At 63.6% G+C, this 18,209-nt stretch carries 18 protein-coding genes; 7 read left to right on the top strand and 11 right to left on the bottom strand.

Annotated elements, in window-relative coordinates:
• Nucleotides 1-117: 117 nt before the first annotated feature.
• Both H3H36_RS05535 and H3H36_RS05530 read left to right on the top strand, forming a co-directional pair.
• Nucleotides 118-573: an Lrp/AsnC ligand binding domain-containing protein gene (locus H3H36_RS05535; protein ID WP_182160856.1), complete on the top strand. Its 456-nt coding sequence runs from the start codon at nucleotides 118-120 to the stop codon at nucleotides 571-573.
• 158 nt (nucleotides 574-731) lie between these two features.
• The gene (locus H3H36_RS05530) at nucleotides 732-2,294 is read left to right on the top strand and encodes a methyl-accepting chemotaxis protein (RefSeq protein ID WP_182215010.1); all 1,563 of its coding nucleotides are present in this window, start codon (nucleotides 732-734) and stop codon (nucleotides 2,292-2,294) included.
• Between the two features lie 19 nt (nucleotides 2,295-2,313).
• Here the strand turns inward: H3H36_RS05530 and H3H36_RS05525 are convergent, their stop codons facing one another.
• On the bottom strand, nucleotides 2,314-3,282 hold the full coding sequence (locus H3H36_RS05525; RefSeq protein ID WP_182215008.1) for a LysR family transcriptional regulator: 969 nt from the start codon (nucleotides 3,280-3,282) through the stop codon (nucleotides 2,314-2,316).
• A 187-nt stretch (nucleotides 3,283-3,469) separates the two neighbouring features.
• Between H3H36_RS05525 and H3H36_RS05520 the strand changes: the two genes are divergently transcribed.
• On the top strand, nucleotides 3,470-3,763 hold the full coding sequence (locus H3H36_RS05520) for a hypothetical protein (protein WP_229219758.1): 294 nt from the start codon (nucleotides 3,470-3,472) through the stop codon (nucleotides 3,761-3,763).
• A 48-nt stretch (nucleotides 3,764-3,811) separates the two neighbouring features.
• On the opposite strand, the gene H3H36_RS05515 is transcribed toward H3H36_RS05520, so the two are convergent.
• From H3H36_RS05515 to H3H36_RS05495, 5 genes are all read right to left on the bottom strand, one after another.
• Nucleotides 3,812-4,411, bottom strand: a complete 600-nt coding sequence (locus H3H36_RS05515) for a chalcone isomerase family protein (RefSeq protein ID WP_182215004.1) — start codon at nucleotides 4,409-4,411, stop codon at nucleotides 3,812-3,814.
• Between the two features lie 188 nt (nucleotides 4,412-4,599).
• Entirely contained in the window at nucleotides 4,600-4,854 is a 255-nt protein-coding gene (locus tag H3H36_RS05510) for a YfhL family 4Fe-4S dicluster ferredoxin (protein ID WP_182215001.1), read from the bottom strand.
• 32 nt (nucleotides 4,855-4,886) lie between these two features.
• The gene (gene coaD / locus H3H36_RS05505; protein WP_182214999.1) at nucleotides 4,887-5,387 is read right to left on the bottom strand and encodes a pantetheine-phosphate adenylyltransferase; all 501 of its coding nucleotides are present in this window, start codon (nucleotides 5,385-5,387) and stop codon (nucleotides 4,887-4,889) included.
• Nucleotides 5,388-5,523: 136 nt separating this feature from the next.
• Nucleotides 5,524-6,171, bottom strand: a complete 648-nt coding sequence (rsmD, locus tag H3H36_RS05500; RefSeq protein WP_182214997.1) for a 16S rRNA (guanine(966)-N(2))-methyltransferase RsmD — start codon at nucleotides 6,169-6,171, stop codon at nucleotides 5,524-5,526.
• Between the two features lie 58 nt (nucleotides 6,172-6,229).
• Complete coding sequence (locus H3H36_RS05495) at nucleotides 6,230-7,126, bottom strand: DUF6279 family lipoprotein (RefSeq protein ID WP_182214994.1); 897 nt, start codon at nucleotides 7,124-7,126, stop codon at nucleotides 6,230-6,232.
• A gap of 29 nt (nucleotides 7,127-7,155) precedes the next feature.
• On the opposite strand from H3H36_RS05495, the gene glmU reads away from it, so the two are divergent.
• Nucleotides 7,156-8,520 (top strand): bifunctional UDP-N-acetylglucosamine diphosphorylase/glucosamine-1-phosphate N-acetyltransferase GlmU, encoded by a 1,365-nt coding sequence (gene glmU, locus H3H36_RS05490; RefSeq protein ID WP_182214992.1) that lies wholly within the window; start codon nucleotides 7,156-7,158, stop codon nucleotides 8,518-8,520.
• A gap of 489 nt (nucleotides 8,521-9,009) precedes the next feature.
• Here glmU and H3H36_RS05485 read toward each other — a convergent pair whose 3' ends face one another.
• A complete protein-coding gene (locus H3H36_RS05485) occupies nucleotides 9,010-9,483 on the bottom strand; it encodes an Lrp/AsnC family transcriptional regulator (protein ID WP_182214990.1) in 474 nt (157 codons plus the stop codon).
• Nucleotides 9,484-9,646: 163 nt separating this feature from the next.
• On the opposite strand from H3H36_RS05485, the gene glmS reads away from it, so the two are divergent.
• Nucleotides 9,647-11,476 (top strand): glutamine--fructose-6-phosphate transaminase (isomerizing), encoded by a 1,830-nt coding sequence (gene glmS, locus H3H36_RS05480; protein ID WP_182214987.1) that lies wholly within the window; start codon nucleotides 9,647-9,649, stop codon nucleotides 11,474-11,476.
• 380 nt (nucleotides 11,477-11,856) lie between these two features.
• Here glmS and H3H36_RS05475 read toward each other — a convergent pair whose 3' ends face one another.
• The 4 genes from H3H36_RS05475 to H3H36_RS05460 form a co-directional block, all read right to left on the bottom strand.
• Complete coding sequence (locus tag H3H36_RS05475) at nucleotides 11,857-13,275, bottom strand: flavin monoamine oxidase family protein (RefSeq protein WP_311196579.1); 1,419 nt, start codon at nucleotides 13,273-13,275, stop codon at nucleotides 11,857-11,859.
• Nucleotides 13,276-13,363: 88 nt separating this feature from the next.
• Nucleotides 13,364-14,620, bottom strand: a complete 1,257-nt coding sequence (locus H3H36_RS05470; RefSeq protein ID WP_182214985.1) for a sensor histidine kinase — start codon at nucleotides 14,618-14,620, stop codon at nucleotides 13,364-13,366.
• A gap of 3 nt (nucleotides 14,621-14,623) precedes the next feature.
• Nucleotides 14,624-15,298, bottom strand: coding sequence for a response regulator transcription factor (locus H3H36_RS05465; protein WP_182214983.1), 675 nt, complete (start codon nucleotides 15,296-15,298; stop codon nucleotides 14,624-14,626).
• A 107-nt stretch (nucleotides 15,299-15,405) separates the two neighbouring features.
• Complete coding sequence (locus H3H36_RS05460; RefSeq protein ID WP_229219757.1) at nucleotides 15,406-16,035, bottom strand: DNA-binding protein; 630 nt, start codon at nucleotides 16,033-16,035, stop codon at nucleotides 15,406-15,408.
• 395 nt (nucleotides 16,036-16,430) lie between these two features.
• Between H3H36_RS05460 and H3H36_RS05455 the strand changes: the two genes are divergently transcribed.
• Together H3H36_RS05455 and H3H36_RS05450 are read left to right on the top strand one after the other, a co-directional pair.
• Complete coding sequence (locus H3H36_RS05455) at nucleotides 16,431-17,408, top strand: porin (RefSeq protein ID WP_182214982.1); 978 nt, start codon at nucleotides 16,431-16,433, stop codon at nucleotides 17,406-17,408.
• Between the two features lie 12 nt (nucleotides 17,409-17,420).
• Nucleotides 17,421-18,209: a substrate-binding periplasmic protein gene (locus H3H36_RS05450; RefSeq protein WP_182214981.1), complete on the top strand. Its 789-nt coding sequence runs from the start codon at nucleotides 17,421-17,423 to the stop codon at nucleotides 18,207-18,209.

Here is an 18,209-nt window from a genome sequence, read left to right as displayed (position 1 = left end):
GATGATTTGATTGTAATGGGGAATCTTCTGGATTAATTCTGGTATTGCAGGGGACTAGCAATAGATAGTTTTTGGTGCGACAATTTGACCAAATAAAATTGAGGGGGAGCGTGCAGTATGCTGGACAAGATCAGCAAGAAAATTCTGATGGAATTGCAGAGCGACGGCCGCATCAGCAACGTCGAGCTGGCGGCCCGCGTCAACCTGTCGCCGGCCGCTTGCCTGGAGCGGGTGCGCAAGTTGCATGAATCGGGCTATATCATGGGCTACACGGCCCAGCTCAATCCGCAACTGCTGGACGTATCGCTGCTGGTCTTCATCGAGGTCGTGCTCGACCGCACCACGCCGGAAGTGTTCGACGCCTTCAAGCAGAGCGTGCAAGTGATCCCGGAAGTGCTGGAATGCCACATGGTCGCCGGCGGCTTTGACTACCTGGTCAAGGCCCGCGTCAAGGACATGGCTGCCTACCGCGAATTCCTGGGCAAGACGCTGTTGCAAAAAGGCGTGCGCGAAACGCACACCTATGCCGTCATGGAAGAGGTGAAGAATACCACCAAGTTGCCCATCAAATAGCACGGCTTGGCGCCTTCTAGTCACAAATAGCGATTGAGCTAGATTAAGTTCTGTTGTATTTTGGAATCGGTTTGTCGCATGAAAATCGGACGCATTCGTGTCCAGGACAGCGCCTGACAAGGCGCGCTGCTCCGCTGTGACGAACGCACGGAGGGCGAATGAGATTCTTGCAGCACACGATGGTGCGCCAGGCGGCCTGGCTGTTGGGCGCGACGGCCGGTGGTACTGGCCTGGCTTATCTGGGATCGCTGGCGTTTGGCGGCGGCGGATCGCTGCTGCTTGCCGCGCCGGCCGCGCTGGCTGGCGCGCTCATCGTCAGCCTGGGCCGGCGCCATGCCGACGATGACGGCGCGCATCGTTTCGCCCATACCGTGGGCGAGGCAATTGACGCTATCATGATCGGCGCCGCGGAAACCTCCTACTTCGTCGATACCGTCAAAAAGAAAATCGAGCAGGACGTGGAAACGGCCAGTGGCATTGCCGACAGCTCCGGCCGCAATGTCGCCACCATCGAACGCATCGCCGCCAACGCCGAACGGGCCGCCAAGGTGGCGTCCCAGGTGCGGGTGGAAACGGAAGCGGGCCGCAAGGAAGCGGACCAGGGCTTGCAGCGCATCAGCGCGGCCCGCCAGGATGCCCAGACGGCCGCCACCGTGATGACGGAACTGCAAGCCAATTCCCGCCGCATCTACGGTTTCACGGAAGCGATCAGCGAAATTTCCGCCCGCACCAACCTGCTGGCCCTGAACGCGGCCATCGAGGCCGCCCGCGCCGGTGAGCACGGACGCGGCTTTGCCGTCGTGGCCGGCGAAGTGCGCCAGCTGGCCATGCGCACCAAGGAGGCGACGGACGAAATCAGCCACATGGTGCGCGAAATCAACGAACAGGCCGAGCGCGCCACCACCGGCATGCACACGCTGGCCGATGCCGTCAGCCAGGCGGCCGGCAACGTGGAAACCGTGCACGGCTTGCTCGGCAATATCGAGCGTTCGTCGGGCGTGTCCGAGGATGAGATCGGCCAGATCGCGCGCGCCTCGCGCGAGCAGGTGGCCACCATCCACGACATCGCCGACGCCATCCGCAGCATCCACGACAGCATGCTGTCCACCGACGCGGAATTACCCAAGGCGGCCAGTTCGGCCATGGCGCTGGCCGAGCGGGCCGAGGTGATCACGGGCGCGCTGGGCGACACGGCCATCGAAACCTCGCACGACGCGATCCGCATCGCGGCCCAGCAGGCGGCGCTGGAAGTGGGCAAGATCTTCTCGCAAGCCATCGCCAGCGGCCAGATCACGCGCGAAGCCCTGTTCGACCGCCATTACCAGCCCATCCCGAACACCAATCCACTCAAGCACAGCACGCGCTTCGACGCGTTCACGGACCGCGTGCTGCCGGAGTTGCAGGAAGCCGTATTGCGCGCCCTGCCCCAGCTGACCTACGCGGGTGCTGTGGATAACAATGGCTATTTCCCCACCCACAACAAGAAGTTTTCCCAGCCGCTCACCGGCAACTACGACGTCGATTTCGTCAATAACCGCACCAAGCGCATCTTCAACGACCGCACGGGCAAGCGCTGCGGCGCCAACACCAAGCCGTTCCTGCTGCAAACATATAAGCGCGATACGGGGGAAGTGATGCACGACCTGTCGGCGCCCATTTACGTGGACGGCCGCCACTGGGGCGGTTTCCGGGTCGGCTACAAGTCCAGCGGCCACGCTTGAGCGCGGCCGTGGTGGCGGGTCAGTAGGTATCGTTCTTCGGGCTGGTGCCGGGTGCCAGGCGCTGGGCCACGGTATTCATGCCTTCCAGGTGCTGGCGCAGCCATTTGTGGGCCGGGCTGCGGGCATCGCGTTCATGCCACAGCATGTCCAGGTGGACGGCCGGCAAGGTGAACGGCAGATCTTTCGACACCAGCGCGTCCGTCATGCCGGTGGAGGCGATCAGGTGGCGCGGCAGCACGGTGATCAGGTCGGAATTGGCCACCACCCGGCCGGCCGTGAAGAACTGGTTCACCGTCAGCAGGATGCGGCGTTCGCGCTGCAATTGTGCCAGCGCCTCGTCGACCAGGCCGTGGGCCCGGCCCGAGAAACTCACCAGCAGGTGGTTGGCCGCGCAATAGTTATCCAGCGTCAGCTCGCCCTTGGCCAGCGGATGGTCGCGCCGCATCACGCACACGTAATGGCCCGAATACAGGCGCTCGTGGCGGATCGGCGAACCGACGTCGCTCGATAACTGGGCCGCCACGCCGGGGAAGAAACCGACGGCCAGGTCGATGTCGCCGCGCAGCAGCATGGGGCGCGGTTCACGCGTGGTCAGCGGCATCATGCGCACGTTCACACCGGGCGCCTCGCGCTCGATCGAACGCATCAGCGACGGCAGCCAGAACGCGGCCGTGGCGTCGGCCATGGCCATGCGGAAGGTGGCGTGGGCCTTGGAGACGTCGAAGGTTTCCGGCGCCACGGCCGCTTCCAGGCTGGCCAGCGCGCTGCGCACGGATGGCCACAGGGTTTCGGCGCGCGGCGTCGGCTTGACGCCGTAGGCGGTGCGGATCAGCAATTCATCGCCCAGGCTTTCGCGCAAGCGCTTGATGGCGTTGGACACGGCGGGCTGGGTCATGGCCAGGTGCCCGGCGGCGCGAGTCAGGTTTTGCTCCGTCATCACGGCGTCAAAGACGCGCAACAAATTCAAGTCCAGCGTCAGAAAGCTCATGGCAGCCCAGCGGTTAGTTGATTAAAGGCAAGTGTAGAGTATGGCGGGAAAATTCAGAAATATGATTTCCTCGTCAACTATAACTCATCCCATTCACCATCCGCATAATTGTTATCGGGAAATGAAATTGGATGGTTATGTTGCGCTGCACTATAGTTACGGTAGATTCTAAATGTACCTGCACATCATGTCTACCATCATCTCCCTCGTGCACGCGGCCGCACAGCATTTTTCCCTGATCGCCGCACTGGAAATCACCGCCGGCCTGACCGTGGCGCTGGCCTTTTTGCTGCTGTTCAAACCATTGCTGTTGGGGGTGGCGCGGGCGCTGAAGCTAGTGATCAAGCCAAAATTGACCAAGGAACAGCGTTTGCAGCGCCGCCAGATGCGCGACGCGATGATGCTGAACCGTATGTTGAATTCGATGGAAGGTTCGCCCAGCCACGCGGCTGAACTGCGCGCACTGGCCGCGCGCGCCTGATCAAAACGGACGCGGCAGCGGGCAAGGCCCGATGCCGCATCGCAGCAATCACTTCGCCGTGCCCAACAGATGAGGCTTGAGCGAGCTATCCACAGGCTTGTCGCCCAGCCAGATGCGCAACACCGCGTTATAGAAAGCCAGGTCGGGCAGCGGCTCGCCGATCTTCTTGCCGTTCAGCTGGCACTGCGTGCCCTCGCCCGGCGTCCAGTCCAGCGCCAGCACGTCACCTTTTTTCAGGCTGGGGATCTGGGCGAAGATTTCACCGAATTTCATCGTTTGCGGCAATACCTTGGCGCGCTCGGCCTCGGTGGAATTGGCTTTCAGGCCGGCCATGAAGGCTTCGCCAAAATCTTCCGAGCTCAGGTCGCGCATCATGACGATGGAGACGCGGCGCGGGCCTTGCAGTGCCAGGATATCGGCCACGGTCGACTTCTTCTCCGGCAGGTACAGGCCCAGCGCATACACCTTGAAAATCACCTTGGTGCGCAAGCCGGCGCCGTTCAGTTTCAATTCCTTGCCGGCCAGGGTGACGTTGTCGTCAAACTTGATGCCGGCCACTTCCGTGGCGGCCACGGCGGGCAGGCTGAAGCTCGTTGCCAGCATGGCGGCGGCCAGCAGGCTTTTCAGGGTGGTTCTGCGATTGGTCATACTGTCTCCAGGGGGTAGTGGTAGGCCGCCCTCATGCAGTCCGCAATGTTGGCGTGGCTGAAATATACCACCGGGAGCTGCGCGTGGACGCGCAGTGCGGCCAATTTGCCGCACGGTCATGCTATTTTAGAGGAAGTTCCCTAGGCCAGGGATGGCGCGCGGACGGGCGTCCGCGCGGACAGCGCAGCTCAGTCCTTGGCCGCTTGCAGGCGCGCGAACTTGTCGCGCAGCTGCTCTTCGGATTCGCGCCAGGCCGGATTGAAGGGGATGCAGTTGACGGGACACACGATCTTGCATTGGGGCTCATCGAAATGGCCCACGCATTCCGTGCATTTGTCCGGATCGATCTCGTAGATTTGAGCGCCCATGGAAATTGCGTCGTTCGGGCACTCGGGCTCGCACACGTCGCAATTGATGCACTCGTCGGTAATCATTAATGCCATGACAGGACTCGCTTACTTGCTTACTTACTAACTTAACTGCCTTGCTCGTCGCGGGTGGCGGCGATCTTCTTTTGCAGCCAGCGGTCGACGGAGGGGAACACGAACTTGGAGACGTCGCCACCGAGCACGGCGATCTCCCGCACGATGGTGCCGGAGATGAACTGGTACTGGTCGGACGGCGTCAGGAACAGGGTTTCGACGTCCGGCAGCAGGTAGCGGTTCATGCCCGCCATCTGGAACTCGTACTCAAAGTCGGACACGGCGCGCAAACCGCGCACGATCACGCGCGCATCATGCTCACGCACGAAATCCTTGAGCAGTCCGGAAAAACTTTCCACCTTGACGTTGGGATAATGGCCCAGCACTTCGTTGGCGATGGTCAGGCGCTCGTCGAGCGAGAAGAACGGTTTCTTGTTCTTGCTGTCGGCGACGCCCACCACCAGCTTGTCGAACAGACCGGATGCGCGGCGCACCAAATCTTCGTGACCACGGGTCAGCGGATCGAAAGTTCCCGGATAAACGGCTACAACCATTGCGGCTCCCTGCAGATGCACCAATAAACGCGCATTATGCCTCAAAAACGGGCGTTCGCCCCCATGGCAGGCCGTTTGCCATGATTTACAAGGGTTTTGCCGCCTTACTGTTGGTCAGTCGCGCGCGCCATCCGGTTCAGGCAGCGCCTGGCTTGAGCTTCAGCAAATGGTAGTACACCATGCCGGCCTTGTCGGCCCGGATGATGTCCCACGGCGCCAGCCAGTCCGGCGTCTCGACGCCCTCTTCCATGATGAGCGACAGGCCCGACTCGGCGTAGACCAGGCCGCCCTCCTTCATCAGCTTCGCGCACAGCGGCAGGGTGCGGCTGAGGAAATCCTGCTGGTAGGGCGGATCGAGGAACACCAGGTCGTAGCGCTGGCCACGGGCGGCCGCGCCTTGCGCCACGGCCAGCGCGTCGCCGCGCAGCAGTTGCACGTTGTCGGCCTTGAGCTTGTCCTTGATCACTTCCAGCTGGCGCACCACGGGGCCGTGGCTGTCCACCATGGTCACGCACTGGGCGCCGCGGCTGGCCGCTTCAAAGCCCAGCGCGCCGCTGCCGGCGAACAGGTCCAGCACCTGGGCGTCGGCCCAGTAGCCATCGCGCAAGTGGTTGATCCAGTTGAACACGGTTTCGCGCACCCGGTCCGGGGTCGGGCGCAGGCCCAGCGCTTCCAGCACGGGCAGCGGCGTGCGCTTCCACGCGCCGCCGATGATGCGGACCTGGTTGCTGTGTTTCGGACCGTGGACCGGGGTTTTGGCGGGCTTGGCTGGCTTCTTCTGCATGGGGCTAAGTCATTGATTCAACAGCGGGCACTATAGCATACGGCCTTGCTGGCGCTGGTCAATGGGCCTGCGCCGCCAGCGCGTTGCAGTCGTCGATCCAGCCTTGCATGCGCTTGAGCGCGTGCGCTTTCTGGGCCGGCGTGGCGAGCTGGATCACGGTCAGCACCAGCTGCGCCGTGCCCTGGTCGTATTCGCCGAAAAAGTCCTTGCGGTCGGACTGGCCGCGGCGCGCGAAGTTCTCTTCGATCAGGCTGCGGATCAGGGCCATGGTGGCGTCCTGGCCCAGCTTGTCGCGCTGCACGCGCCGCACCAGCGCCAGGATGGCTTGCTGGCGCCGGATGCGCTCGTCCAGCCATAGCGCGTTATTGAGCGGGCGCGCGTCAGACGCCTGGCGGATAGCCGCTTCCTGCTCGCGGCTGAAATTGCCGAACCATAGCTCGAACTGGTCCATCGCCTTGTCGTAGCGGAAGGCCAGCTGGTGCTCGCGGTCGCCCTTCATGTTCTTGTGGCGGAAGGTGTCGTTGTTGGAGGCGAACTTCTTCTCCATTTGTTCAATCTGCTGGGGCCGCAGCGAGCGGGCCAGCTCGGCCAGCTGGGGTAGGGCCTTGAGCAACATCAACTCGGTACGCGCGCGGATATCGTCATAATCGGCCAGCAAATCCGCCTCCGTGGGCGAGCCCTGCAACTGGCGCCGGGCCGTTTGCAGCACTTGCGCGTAGTCGCGCAACTGGGTCTTGCGGTGCCACTGGAAAAAGTCGTCGATATCCTGCCTGACCCAGGGTTTCTGGTCGCTGTCCAGATCGACATAGCCGTCCAGCCACCAGTAGAGCAGCGTGTCGCCGTGGTTGTAGGCCAGTTGCAACGAGCTGCACGCGGCCAGCAGCAGCGCGATGCCCAGCAGGAAAAGACGTGTCGCGCGCCTTAGCGGGGCGGCGTGCATGTTAAACTTTTCCATCTTTTTAACTTTCAGAGTTCTACGGCCCTATGAATGTAGTCATCCTCGCCGCCGGCATGGGCAAACGCATGCAATCGGCCCTGCCCAAGGTATTGCACCCGGTGGCCGGCAAGCCCATGTTGTCGCACGTGATCGATACCGCGCGCAGCTTGTCTCCACATCAATTATGCGTGATTTATGGCCATGGTGGCGCGGCCGTGCTGGAGTTGCTGTCCAGGCAGACCGAGCCGGTCGCCACGGCTTTGCAGGAGCCGCAACTGGGCACCGGCCACGCCGTCATGCAAGCCCTGCCCGCGCTGGACGAGAATTTGCCCACCCTGATCCTGTACGGTGACGTGCCGCTGACCAGCGCCGCCACCCTGCGCGCGCTGGTGGACGCGGCCGGCAACGACAAGCTGGCCATCCTGACCGTGGAGCAGGACGATCCGTTCGGCCTGGGCCGCATCATCCGCGAGGATGGCCGCATCGTGCGCATCGTCGAGCAAAAGGATGCCACCGAGGCCGAGCGCGCCATCAAGGAAATCAACAGTGGCATCATGGTCGCCCCCGGCGGCAAGCTCAAGCAATGGCTGGGCGCGCTGTCGAACAATAACGCGCAAGGTGAGTATTACCTGACGGATATCGTGGCCATGGCCGTGGCCGACGGCGTGCCTGTCGTGTCGGCCCAGCCCGGTGCGCAATGGGAAGTGGCTGGCGTCAACAGCAAGGTGCAGCTGGCCCAGCTGGAACGCATCCATCAGGGCAATATCGCCAACCGCCTGCTGGAACAGGGTGTCACCCTGCTCGACCCGGCCCGCATCGACGTGCGTGGCGAACTGATTTGCGGCCGCGATGTGACCATCGACGTCGGTTGCGTATTCGAAGGCAAGGTGGAACTGGCCGATGGCGTGACCGTGGGCGCGCACAGCGTGCTGGTCAACGCCCGCATCGCGGCCGGTGCCGTGATCAAGCCGTTCTGCCATATCGAGCAGGCGGTGGTGGGCGAGGCATCCATCATCGGCCCGTATGCGCGGCTGCGTCCCGGCACGGAGCTGGGCCAGGATGTCCACATCGGCAATTTCGTGGAAATCAAGAACGCCCAGATCGCCCCGCACAGCAAGGCCAACCACCTGGCCTACGTGGGCGACGCCACAGTGGGGTCGCGCGTCAATATCGGCGCCGGCACCATCACCTGCAACTACGATGGCGTCAACAAGTTCCGCACCGTGATCGAGGACGACTGCTTCATCGGCAGTGACACCCAGCTGATCGCGCCCGTGACGGTGGGCAAAGGCGCCACCCTGGGCGCCGGCACCACGCTGGCCAAGGATGCGCCAGCCGGCAAGCTGACCGTGTCGCGCGCCCGCCAGGTGACGGTGGACGGCTGGACCCGTCCCGTGAAGATCAAGAAATAGCCAGCGCCAATCCGTTCACGGCTTTGTGGATAAGGCTGTGGGCAAGTGCCTGAACAAGCCGGGATAACTTCCCGGCTTTTTTACGTCCTGAATTTTCCCCAGAACACGATGATTTTTGCTCTGTGGATAAACATGTGGAGAAGCACGGGCATAAACGGAGGAAAACAACGGTATAAGGGCGGGAAAACCGTGGGATAACTTGATGCTCATGAGTAAGCGGAAAATGCCCGATCCGCATAAAGCCTGTAACGATGCGGTTTTGCCATCGCGTCAAGAGCCGGTGTGGATAAGCCTGTGGGAAAGCGGTGGGCATTACAGGGACAACTTATTTCTGTGGATAAAGATGTGTAAAAGCACCGGGATAAGCGCTGAATAGCAACTGGAAAACCCGGGATAAGTTTTCCAGCGCCAGCATCCCTCGCCAGGCATTGTGGACAAGCTTGTGTAAAACTGGTGGAATAAGGCAGGGATAAGACAGGGATAAGTCGATCACACCACGATGCGGGTCTCGAATTTGCTGCGGAAGGTGGAGAAATACGCTTTCACGTTGCGCACATTGGCCTGGGCCGCGAACAGGCGGTGGGCCAGCGCGTGGTAGGCTGGCATGTCTGTCACCTGCACGATCAGCACGAAATCTGGCCCCGGCGCCACGCGGTAGCATTGCAGCACCGCGTTTTCATCGGCCACGCGCGCCTCGAATTCGTCCATGCGCTCGGCGGCCTGGACATCGAGCGAGATTTCCACAATGGCCGTCAGGCGCGCACCCACCTTCTCCGGCGCCACGATGGCCACCTGGCGTGCGATCACCCCCGTTTCCGTCAACTGCTTGACCCGGCGCAGGCAAGTGGGCGGCGACACGTGCACTTCCTGCGCCAGCTCACTATTGGTTTGTGACGCATCAATTTGCAGGGCATTGAGGATGCGACGATCGATATCGTCCAGCTGGATGTTGGGATCTGTCATGGCGGTATGAGGAATTCGTAAAAAAATCGCAAAGAATGAAATAATATTTCATCATCTCATGCTGATGAAATTTTATTTCAAAAATGGGTTAATTTAGAAAGCATATTTCATAGCCGCTGCTCTACGATGCATTCATTGCAAATTTCTCATCCAAGAGGTCAACATGTGCGGCATCGTCGGCGCGGTAGCGCAACGTAACATCACCCCCATCCTGCTCGAAGGCTTGAAGCGGCTGGAATACCGTGGCTACGATTCCTGCGGCGTGGCGCTGCACACGGATGGCCAGTTGCAGCGCTCGCGCAGCACCTCGCGCGTGGCCGACCTGGAAAAGCAGACCCAGGAATCACACCTGCAAGGTTTCACCGGCATCGCCCACACCCGCTGGGCCACCCACGGCGCGCCCGCCACCCACAACGCCCACCCGCACTTCTCGCCCAGCGCCGACCAGGCCCGCATCGCGCTGGTGCACAACGGCATCATCGAAAACCATGACGAGCTGCGCGCCGAACTGACGGCGCTTGGCTACGTGTTCCAGAGCCAGACCGATACGGAAGTGATCGCCCACCTGGTCGACCACATGTACAACGGCGACCTGTTCGACACCGTGCAGCAAGCCGTCAAGCGCCTGCACGGCGCCTACGCCATCGCCGTGTTCTGCCGCGAAGAACCGCACCGCGTGGTGGCGGCCCGCCAGGGCTCGCCGTTGATCGTCGGCCTGGGCCAGGGCGAGAATTTCGTCGCCTCCGACGCCATGGCGCTGGCCGGCACCACCGACCAGATCATCTACCTGGAAGAAGGTGACGTGGTCGACCTGCAACTGGGCCGCACCTGGATCGTCGACGCAAGCGGCAAGCAAGTACAGCGCGAAGTGAAGACCGTGCACGCCCACACTGGCGCGGCTGAGCTGGGGCCGTACCGCCATTACATGCAGAAGGAAATCTTCGAGCAGCCGCGCGTGATCGGCGACACGCTCGAAGGCGTGACGGGCATCATGCCCGAACTGTTCGGCGACGGCGCCTACAAGGTGTTCAAGCAGATCGACCGCGTGCTGGTGCTGGCCTGCGGCACCAGCTACTACGCCGGCCTGACGGCCAAATACTGGATCGAATCGGTGGCCAAGATCCCTGTCAACGTGGAAATCGCCAGCGAATACCGTTACCGCGACAGCGTGCCCCACCCCAACACGCTGGTGGTGACGATCTCGCAAAGCGGTGAGACGGCCGACACCCTGGCTGCCCTCAAGCATGCCCGCAGCCTGGGCATGGAACACACGCTGACCGTGTGCAACGTGGCCACCAGCGCCATGGTGCGCGAATGCAAGCTGGCCTACATCACGCGCGCCGGCGTGGAAGTGGGCGTCGCCTCCACCAAGGCCTTCACTACCCAGCTGGCCGCGCTGTTCCTGCTGACGCTGACGCTGGCCCAGGTCAACGGCCGCCTGACGGACGAGGAAGAAGCGGCCCACCTGAAAGCCATGCGCCACCTGCCGGTCGCCATTTCGTCCGTGCTGGCGCTGGAACCGCTGATCATCGCCTGGGCCGAGGATTTCGCGCGCAAGGAAAACGCCCTGTTCCTGGGCCGCGGCATGCACTACCCGATCGCGCTCGAAGGCGCGCTCAAGCTCAAGGAGATTTCCTACATCCACGCCGAAGCGTATCCGGCCGGCGAGCTCAAGCACGGCCCGCTGGCGCTGGTGACCGAGGAAATGCCGGTCGTCACCATCGCGCCGAACGACACGCTGATCGAGAAGCTGAAATCGAACATGCAGGAAGTACGCGCGCGCGGCGGCCAGCTGTACGTGTTCGCCGACGTCGACTCGCGCATCACGCCGGGCGAAGGCGTGCACGTGATCCGCATGCCCGAGCACTATGGGCTGCTGTCGCCTATTCTGCACGTGGTGTCGCTGCAGCTGCTGGCCTACCACTCGGCGCTGGCGCGGGGGACGGATGTGGATAAGCCACGCAATCTGGCCAAGTCGGTGACGGTGGAATAAATCACCGCAACGCCTCTCCAGCTTGAATCGAGACAATAAAGTCCGTCGGGGTTTTTGCAGAAGCGCAGGCGTGAACGACATCCCTAACTGTGTACGGTCTTTTGGGGAGGGGCGTCTGACAACCTCGTCGCTGATCTTCGACGCCGTAGCAAGGAACTGGGATAAGAGATTGCCTTGGAGATCGACCCGAGCATTCTGGCCTATGTTGTCAGCCCATATAGGCTCCCATAGCCCCTGGAAGCGATATCTTTTGGGTGTGAAAGGAAGACATCGCTTGGTCTATGCGCTGGCGGCCGACGTGATTGCCGTGGCCGCCCGCCGCTGCCACTATTGACGCAGTGGGGATGCCGCGGCCAGCCGGCATCCCGCAATCTTGCGGCTTAGAGCGCCAGGATCTCGTCCGCCGCACGCAGGCCGGACTGGTAGGCGCCGTGCACGGTCTGGTAGTGCTGGCGTTCCGTCGCTTCGCCGGCGAAGAACAGCAGGTTGCCGACGTTGCTGGCCAGGCTGGTGCGCATTTCCGGTTTGCTGCCCAGCGTATGGCAGGAATAGGCGCCGCGCGCGTACGGATCGGATCCCCAGCGCGTGATCATCCAGTCCGTCGGATCGGGAATGTTGTTGCCGTAAATCTTGCGCAGCGTCGCCATGGCGCTGTTGACGATGCGCGTATCGCTCCAGCTTTCCATTTCCCGGCCGAACGCCGCCGCGTTGAAGCCCAGCAGGATGGGCTGGCCGCTCGGGCGCGCGAAGCTGACCCATTCGGCCCACTGGCCATAGCTGGCACCATCGGGGATGTAGTTGAGCCAGTCCGCATTGGTGTCCCAGAAAGCGTGGGGAAAGCGCAGGTAGCACTTGTTGAGCAGCCCCATGCCCAATTGGGAGATGGCCGTTTGCTTGTCGCCGGGCAGCGCGGGCGAGAAGCTGACCGACCCTGCCTGCAGCACGCCCAGCGGCAGCGTGATGAGCGCGCGCCGCCCCGTGAAGCTGCCCTGGCTGGTGGTCACCGTCACGCCGCCGTTGGCGTGATAATCGACGGCGCTGACGACGTGGCCGAGCCGGATATCCAGCCCCTGCGCCAGGTGATTGATCACCACCTGGTAGCCATCCTTGAACAGCGCCTCGTCGCCGCGATAGGACAGGTCGCTGTTGTACCAGTACGTGGACAGGCGCGATGCTTCGCCGCCGTATTCATGCTCGATCGTGGTATTGACCAGGAAGTCGATCTTGTCCTTTTCAGCCTGGGGCCGGCCCGCGTAATTGAGGCCGTTGCGCGCCGCCGTTTGCACCGCCTGGTCGGCATTGGCGTCCTGCGCCTTGCGCAGCGCGCCGTTGAGCGCCGTTTCCAGCGCATCGAGTTGATCCGTCGCATCCGGCCCCAGTCGGGCGCCATCGCTGTCGTAGACTTGCCGCTTGTCGAAGCTGGTGGTCAGCAGTTGCGCGCCGATCTGGCGCGCCAGATTGGCCACCGGGTTGTCCGGCCCGGCGCCGTGGATCCAGCTCGCGCCCAGGTCCACTTTCGCATCCATCCACCGCTGCGAGGTCTGGATACGGCCGCCGATGCGGTCGCGCGCCTCCAGCACCACCACCTGCTTGCCGGCCTGGCGCAATTTGCTCGCCGCGGCCAGGCCCGCGATGCCGGCGCCGATCACGATCACCTGGTCGGCGGCGCCCGGCGTCCCCGGCTTGGCCGGCGTTTCCTCGCCATCGGCCTCGCCGCAGCCAGCCAGCAGCGTCGTTCCCAGGCAGGCGCCGGTCCACATCAGGAATTCACGTCGTTTTTTGCTCAAGTTTGTACTCATGCCCCACTCCATCAAGTTCAATGAGTGCGAGTCTACGCGCAGGCGCGCCCGGTGTCCGTCACCTTGGCGGCCAAATTGTCACCGCATGTCAGCACACGTACGGCCAGCGCAACCGGCATGACGCGCCACCCCATAGGCTGCTGCCTATGGTCCAATGGGCGCCACTGTCTTTGAGGGCCAGGTCGGCGATCGCCAGCCCCAGGCCCACGCCGCCCGTGCTGCGGTTGCGGTGCTTGTCGACGCGGAAGAAGGGTTGCCGCACCATCTCGCGCGCCGCTTCGGGGATGCCGGGGCCGTCATCGCTGATATCGAGTTCTATCCCGTCAGCGTCCGCCGTCAAGGTAATCGCGACGTGCGCGTGCGCGTACTTGCACGCGTTCTCGATCAGGTTGCAGAGTGCGCGTTCCAGCAGCGGGCGGTTGGCGTGCAGCCGGCACGGGACCAGCGCCAGGCTGATACGTCCATCGTCGAGGCGCCGCGCGCATTGCGCCAGCAACTGGTCCAGCGCCACTTCCTCGCGCGGCGGCGCCTGCTGGGCCAGGCGCAGGCGCGACAGCGTCAGCACATCGTCCATCAGGTGTGACAAGTCGTCCAGCGCGCCGTCCATCTCCTGCAGCAGTTCGGGTACTTCGTGCGGCCGTGGTGTGAGCAGCGCCATATCCAGCGCCAGCCGCAGTCGGGTCATGGGGGTGCGCAGTTCATGGTGGATGGCCGCCGTCAGCACGTGGTTTTCCTGGGTCTTTTCCGCCAGGGTGCGCGTCATGTGGTCGAGGTCCGCGCGCAGCCCGCTGAACGCGCTGTCGGCCGGGGCGGGCGGCGCCGGGCTGTAGTCGCCTTCCGCGACCCGTTGCGCCTGCAGCCGGATGGCGTCGATGTGGCGGTACAGCCGGTACGTCAGCGCGTAGATCAAGGCTCCCAGCAGCAGGTACAGCGCCGCATAGCCGCCGTAATAGGCCCACATCGCCCCGGGTTCGGCGCGGTCGTCCACGCTGAACTTGAGGGCGCGATGCGCGTCGAACGGCACCAGCACTTCCAGCTGGTCTTCCGCTTCGGTGACGCTGACCTTGCGCACGAGCGCGCGTGGCAAGGGGCGCGCCAGCGGCATCCATTCGACGTCCATCTCGTTGTCGTGCAATTGGGCGCGCCACCAGGCCAGCGTTTCCTGCTCGCTGGCGCCGCGCGCCAGGTCGCGCCGTATCGCCTGCGTCAGCATGGCCGTCTTGGCCAGGTATTCGCCTTCGATTTCGTGCGTGTAGAACGCATCGTTGAGGTAGTTGATGGCCAGTAGCGATACCAGCACGCTGCCCATGATCAGGACATAGATCTTCAGGAACAGGCGCTTCATGCGTCAGCCCGCGATGAACACATAGCCTAGCTGGCGCAGTGTGCGGATCAGTTCGCGGTCGGTGTGGGCGGCCAGCTTCTTGCGCAACTTCGATACCCGCATGTCGATGGAGCGATCGAGACCGTCATAATCCTTGCTGCGCAAGCGCTGGAACAAGTCGTCGCGCGACACCACCTCGCCGGCGCGGCTGGCCAGCGCCCACAGCAGCTCGAACTCGGCATCGGACAGTGCGACCGGCTGGCCATCGCAGGACACGCGCCGGCAGTCGCGCTCGATGCGCAGGCCGCCCACCGTCAGCGTGGACGGCGCCGGTGTATGGCGCCGCAACAGCGCCTGCAGGCGGGCTTTCAGGATATGGGGCCGGATCGGCTTCTGCATGAAATCGTCCACGCCGGCATTGAGCGCGATCACTTCCTGCATCTCGCCCTCGTGCGCGGTCAGCATCAGCACCGGCTTGACGTAGAACTGGCGCAGCGCCAGGCAGGTGTCGATGCCGTCCATGCCCGGCAACATCAAGTCCAGGATGATGACGTCGGGCGCGCTGGCGCGCGCGTGGGCCAGCGCCAGCTCGCCGCTGGCGACGGCCGTGGCCTCGTAGCCTTCGCCATTGAGGAACTGGCAAAGCAGCTTGGCGATGTGGGGTTCGTCTTCAACGACGAGTACGCGGGCGATGGGCATGGGGCGGCAGCCGGATGCCGCAGCGTAGCGGCGGGCCGGCTATTCAACGGTGATTACGATCCTGGCCCTACTTGGTTCACTTCAGGCGAGCGCTTCAGGCAGACACCTCAAGCGCTCGCCTTGAGCGCTTCGAGTTCGGCCCGCAGGGCGATGCGCTCGGCGTTGGACTTGTCGAGCTTGCTGCGCAGTTCCTTCGCATCGGCTTCGAAGTTGTCGCGCGCCGTGACGGCGCCCACCAGTTCCATTTCGGCCTTCAGGCGGGCGTCCGACAGGGCCGCCGACGCGGCCACATTGCGTTCGATCTGCTGGCGCAGGTCGGCCAGCTGGGCATCCTTGCCGTCGATGGCCAGCTGGTCCTTGGCCTTGCCCACGAGCGCATCCGTGGCCACCTGGCGCGCGTCGCGCAGCTCGGCCCGCAACCGTTCGATGTCCTCCGTCTGTTCGGCCGACAGCGCCAGCGCCTGGTCACGCGCGATGGTCACGCTGGCCAGTTGCGCCTGCAGTTCGTCGCGCTCGCCTTCGAGTTCTTCGCCGGCCTTGATCAGGTCGGCCATGTCGCGCTCGGCCTGGGCCAGCGCTGCGCGCCCGCGCCATGCGGCCAGGTGCCGGTGGATGGTGGGCGCCGAGCCGCCGCCCAGCACCTCGCGCACGGTGTCGAGCGACACGTCCCTGCCCTCGTCCTGCAGGCTGGTGGCCGCCGCCGTGACTTCGTCGAGTGTGACTTCTTGGCGTGGCATAGCGGTCTCCAGAAAAAGGTTGGGTTATTGTAAAGGCCTATGGTAGCGCATCGCATACGCTGTGGCGACCGCTACGATACCGTACATTCTTGCCTAGAAGCAAGGCATGACCGTGTTTGCCGCTGCCGTCCGCGCCGCGCGCGGCTGCACCTGCCCGGCAGGCCGGCGCCCGGGGCCCGCCAGCTGTTGTTTCCATGCCGCGTGGCGCGCCTGGTCCGCTCCCCTGGACGGCGCTCCTTGCCGCATTCTCCTGTTGCCGCGCGGGTACAAATTATTGACCCGTGACACGCCACGGAGTACAACAGTTAATCAGCGGTGACTTGCATCGCCAGACCCGCCATCGGCCCGCCTGGCGCCCACCGCCGTCATGGCCCGCCATGCCCCGGAGGTTCAGCGTGAAACGATTTATACCGTTATGCATCGCATTGGCGCTGCCGCCGGCGCTGGCGCACGCCCAGGTCGAGGTGTACGGCGTGCTGGACCTGGCCGTCACGTCCGACAGCGACGCCGGCAAGCGCGTCACCAAGGTCGACAGCGGCCAGCAGACGGCCAGCCGGCTCGGCATCAAGGGATCGGAAGACCTGGGCAGCGGCTTGCGCGCCATCTTCGACGTGGAATCCCAGATCGAGGCCGACACCGGCCAGCCCTCGTTTGCCGGCCGGCCCTTCGGCAGCCAGTCATGGGTGGGCTTGAGCGGGCCGTTCGGCGCCGTGCGCGCCGGCCGCATGTTCACGCCCTATTTCGGCGCCATCGCCACCAATGACCCGTTCGACGCCAAGGGCCCCGGCGAATCGACGCGGGTGTTCTACGATTCCGGCGTGCGCATGGACAACACGGTCAAGTATTCGCTGCCGCCCACGCTGGGCGGCGTGTATGGCGACCTGGCCTATGGCGCCGGCGAAGCGGCGGGCAACAGCCAGGCCAACCGCCAGCTCAGCGGCGACATCGGCTACACGGCCGGTCCGCTCAACGTGGTGCTGGCCTGGCACAGCGCCAACGACGCGCTGGGCATGAAGCTGGCCCGCAGCCACCTGCTGGGCGGCAGTTATGATTTCGGCCGCATCAAGGGCTGGCTGGTGCTGGCCCGCAGCCGCAACGACAGCACGCTCGACACGCGCGACACCCTGTTTGGCCTGAGCGTGCCCGTGGGCCGCCACCTGATCGCGGCCGACTACGTGCACAAGAGCGACTTCGCCAACCGCGACGCCGACGCCACCCAGCTGGCGCTGGCCTACTATCACACGCTGTCCAGGCGTACCAATTTGTATCTGATCGGTTCACAGTTGAGCAACGACGGCGCGGCCAGTTACCAGGTCACGCTGCCCGGTGGCACGCGGCGCGTGATCGCGGCGGGCATGCGCCACCAGTTCTGAACGGAGTGTGTCATGGCTGCGCGCAGGGGGGGACGGCGCTGGTGCCGGCTGGCGGTGGCGGCGTTGTGGTGCGGGGCGATGGCGCTGGCGCGCGCCGATGAGATCACCATGGCGTTCGGCGAGAAAATTCCGCCGTTCTGCTTCCCCGAAACCAATTCCGGCATCGAGATCGAAGTGCTGAGCCAGGCGCTGGCGTTCCGTGGCCACGTGCTCAAGCCCGTCTACTATTCGTTCGCCCGGATTCCCGTCGCCTTCAAGTCGCACCAGGTGGACGCGGCCATGACGGACCTGGGCCAGGACATGACGGCCGTGGGCGCCTACTACGCCGACCCGGCCGTGTTCTACGATAACGTGTTCATCACGCTCAAGGAGCGCAACATCGTGATCCGCAAGCCCGAGGACTTGAAGGGCTTGAGCGTGCTGTCCTTTCCCGGCGGCGCCAAGCGCTATCCGGACTGGCTGGGGGCGGTGAACAAGGCGGGCCGCTATTTCGAGCAGAACGACCAGGCGCTGCAAGTGCTCACGCTCGACAAGGGACGCTATGACGTGGTGCTCAGCGACCGCAACATCTTCCGCTATTTCACGCTGCTGCTGTCGCTGAACAAATCGATCCAGCTGCGGCCCGTGACGGAGCAAAGCTTCGTCAAGTTCAACCCCATGGATTACCGCGCCGTGTTCTGGAACAAGCGCTACCGCGACGATTTCAACGCGGGCCTCAAGCACATCAAGGAAAACGGACATTTCGACGCCATCTACCGCAAGTATCTGGGCGATAACAAGGCGGAACCGAAGCAGGATTGA

The sequence above is a fragment of the Rugamonas fusca genome, assembly GCF_014042365.1.
In the GTDB taxonomy this organism is placed as follows: domain Bacteria; phylum Pseudomonadota; class Gammaproteobacteria; order Burkholderiales; family Burkholderiaceae_D; genus Rugamonas; species Rugamonas fusca.
This window is presented reverse-complemented; position numbering and strand designations above follow the sequence as displayed.

What these genes read in the sequence shown, in the direction of transcription:
- H3H36_RS05485 (WP_182214990.1), bottom strand. Translation starts at nt 9,483, where the DNA reads ATGACAGATCCCAACATCCAGCTGGACGATATCGATCGTCGCATCCTC.
- H3H36_RS05525 (WP_182215008.1), bottom strand. Translation starts at nt 3,282, where the DNA reads ATGAGCTTTCTGACGCTGGACTTGAATTTGTTGCGCGTCTTTGACGCC.
- H3H36_RS05465 (WP_182214983.1), bottom strand. Translation starts at nt 15,298, where the DNA reads ATGCCCATCGCCCGCGTACTCGTCGTTGAAGACGAACCCCACATCGCC.
- glmS (WP_182214987.1), top strand. Translation starts at nt 9,647, where the DNA reads ATGTGCGGCATCGTCGGCGCGGTAGCGCAACGTAACATCACCCCCATC.
- glmU (WP_182214992.1), top strand. Translation starts at nt 7,156, where the DNA reads ATGAATGTAGTCATCCTCGCCGCCGGCATGGGCAAACGCATGCAATCG.
- H3H36_RS05535 (WP_182160856.1), top strand. Translation starts at nt 118, where the DNA reads ATGCTGGACAAGATCAGCAAGAAAATTCTGATGGAATTGCAGAGCGAC.
- H3H36_RS05460 (WP_229219757.1), bottom strand. Translation starts at nt 16,035, where the DNA reads ATGCCACGCCAAGAAGTCACACTCGACGAAGTCACGGCGGCGGCCACC.
- H3H36_RS05530 (WP_182215010.1), top strand. Translation starts at nt 732, where the DNA reads ATGAGATTCTTGCAGCACACGATGGTGCGCCAGGCGGCCTGGCTGTTG.
- coaD (WP_182214999.1), bottom strand. Translation starts at nt 5,387, where the DNA reads ATGGTTGTAGCCGTTTATCCGGGAACTTTCGATCCGCTGACCCGTGGT.
- H3H36_RS05475 (WP_311196579.1), bottom strand. Translation starts at nt 13,275, where the DNA reads ATGAGTACAAACTTGAGCAAAAAACGACGTGAATTCCTGATGTGGACC.
- H3H36_RS05515 (WP_182215004.1), bottom strand. Translation starts at nt 4,411, where the DNA reads ATGACCAATCGCAGAACCACCCTGAAAAGCCTGCTGGCCGCCGCCATG.
- H3H36_RS05510 (WP_182215001.1), bottom strand. Translation starts at nt 4,854, where the DNA reads ATGGCATTAATGATTACCGACGAGTGCATCAATTGCGACGTGTGCGAG.
- H3H36_RS05495 (WP_182214994.1), bottom strand. Translation starts at nt 7,126, where the DNA reads ATGGAAAAGTTTAACATGCACGCCGCCCCGCTAAGGCGCGCGACACGT.
- H3H36_RS05520 (WP_229219758.1), top strand. Translation starts at nt 3,470, where the DNA reads ATGTCTACCATCATCTCCCTCGTGCACGCGGCCGCACAGCATTTTTCC.
- H3H36_RS05450 (WP_182214981.1), top strand. Translation starts at nt 17,421, where the DNA reads ATGGCTGCGCGCAGGGGGGGACGGCGCTGGTGCCGGCTGGCGGTGGCG.
- H3H36_RS05470 (WP_182214985.1), bottom strand. Translation starts at nt 14,620, where the DNA reads ATGAAGCGCCTGTTCCTGAAGATCTATGTCCTGATCATGGGCAGCGTG.
- rsmD (WP_182214997.1), bottom strand. Translation starts at nt 6,171, where the DNA reads ATGCAGAAGAAGCCAGCCAAGCCCGCCAAAACCCCGGTCCACGGTCCG.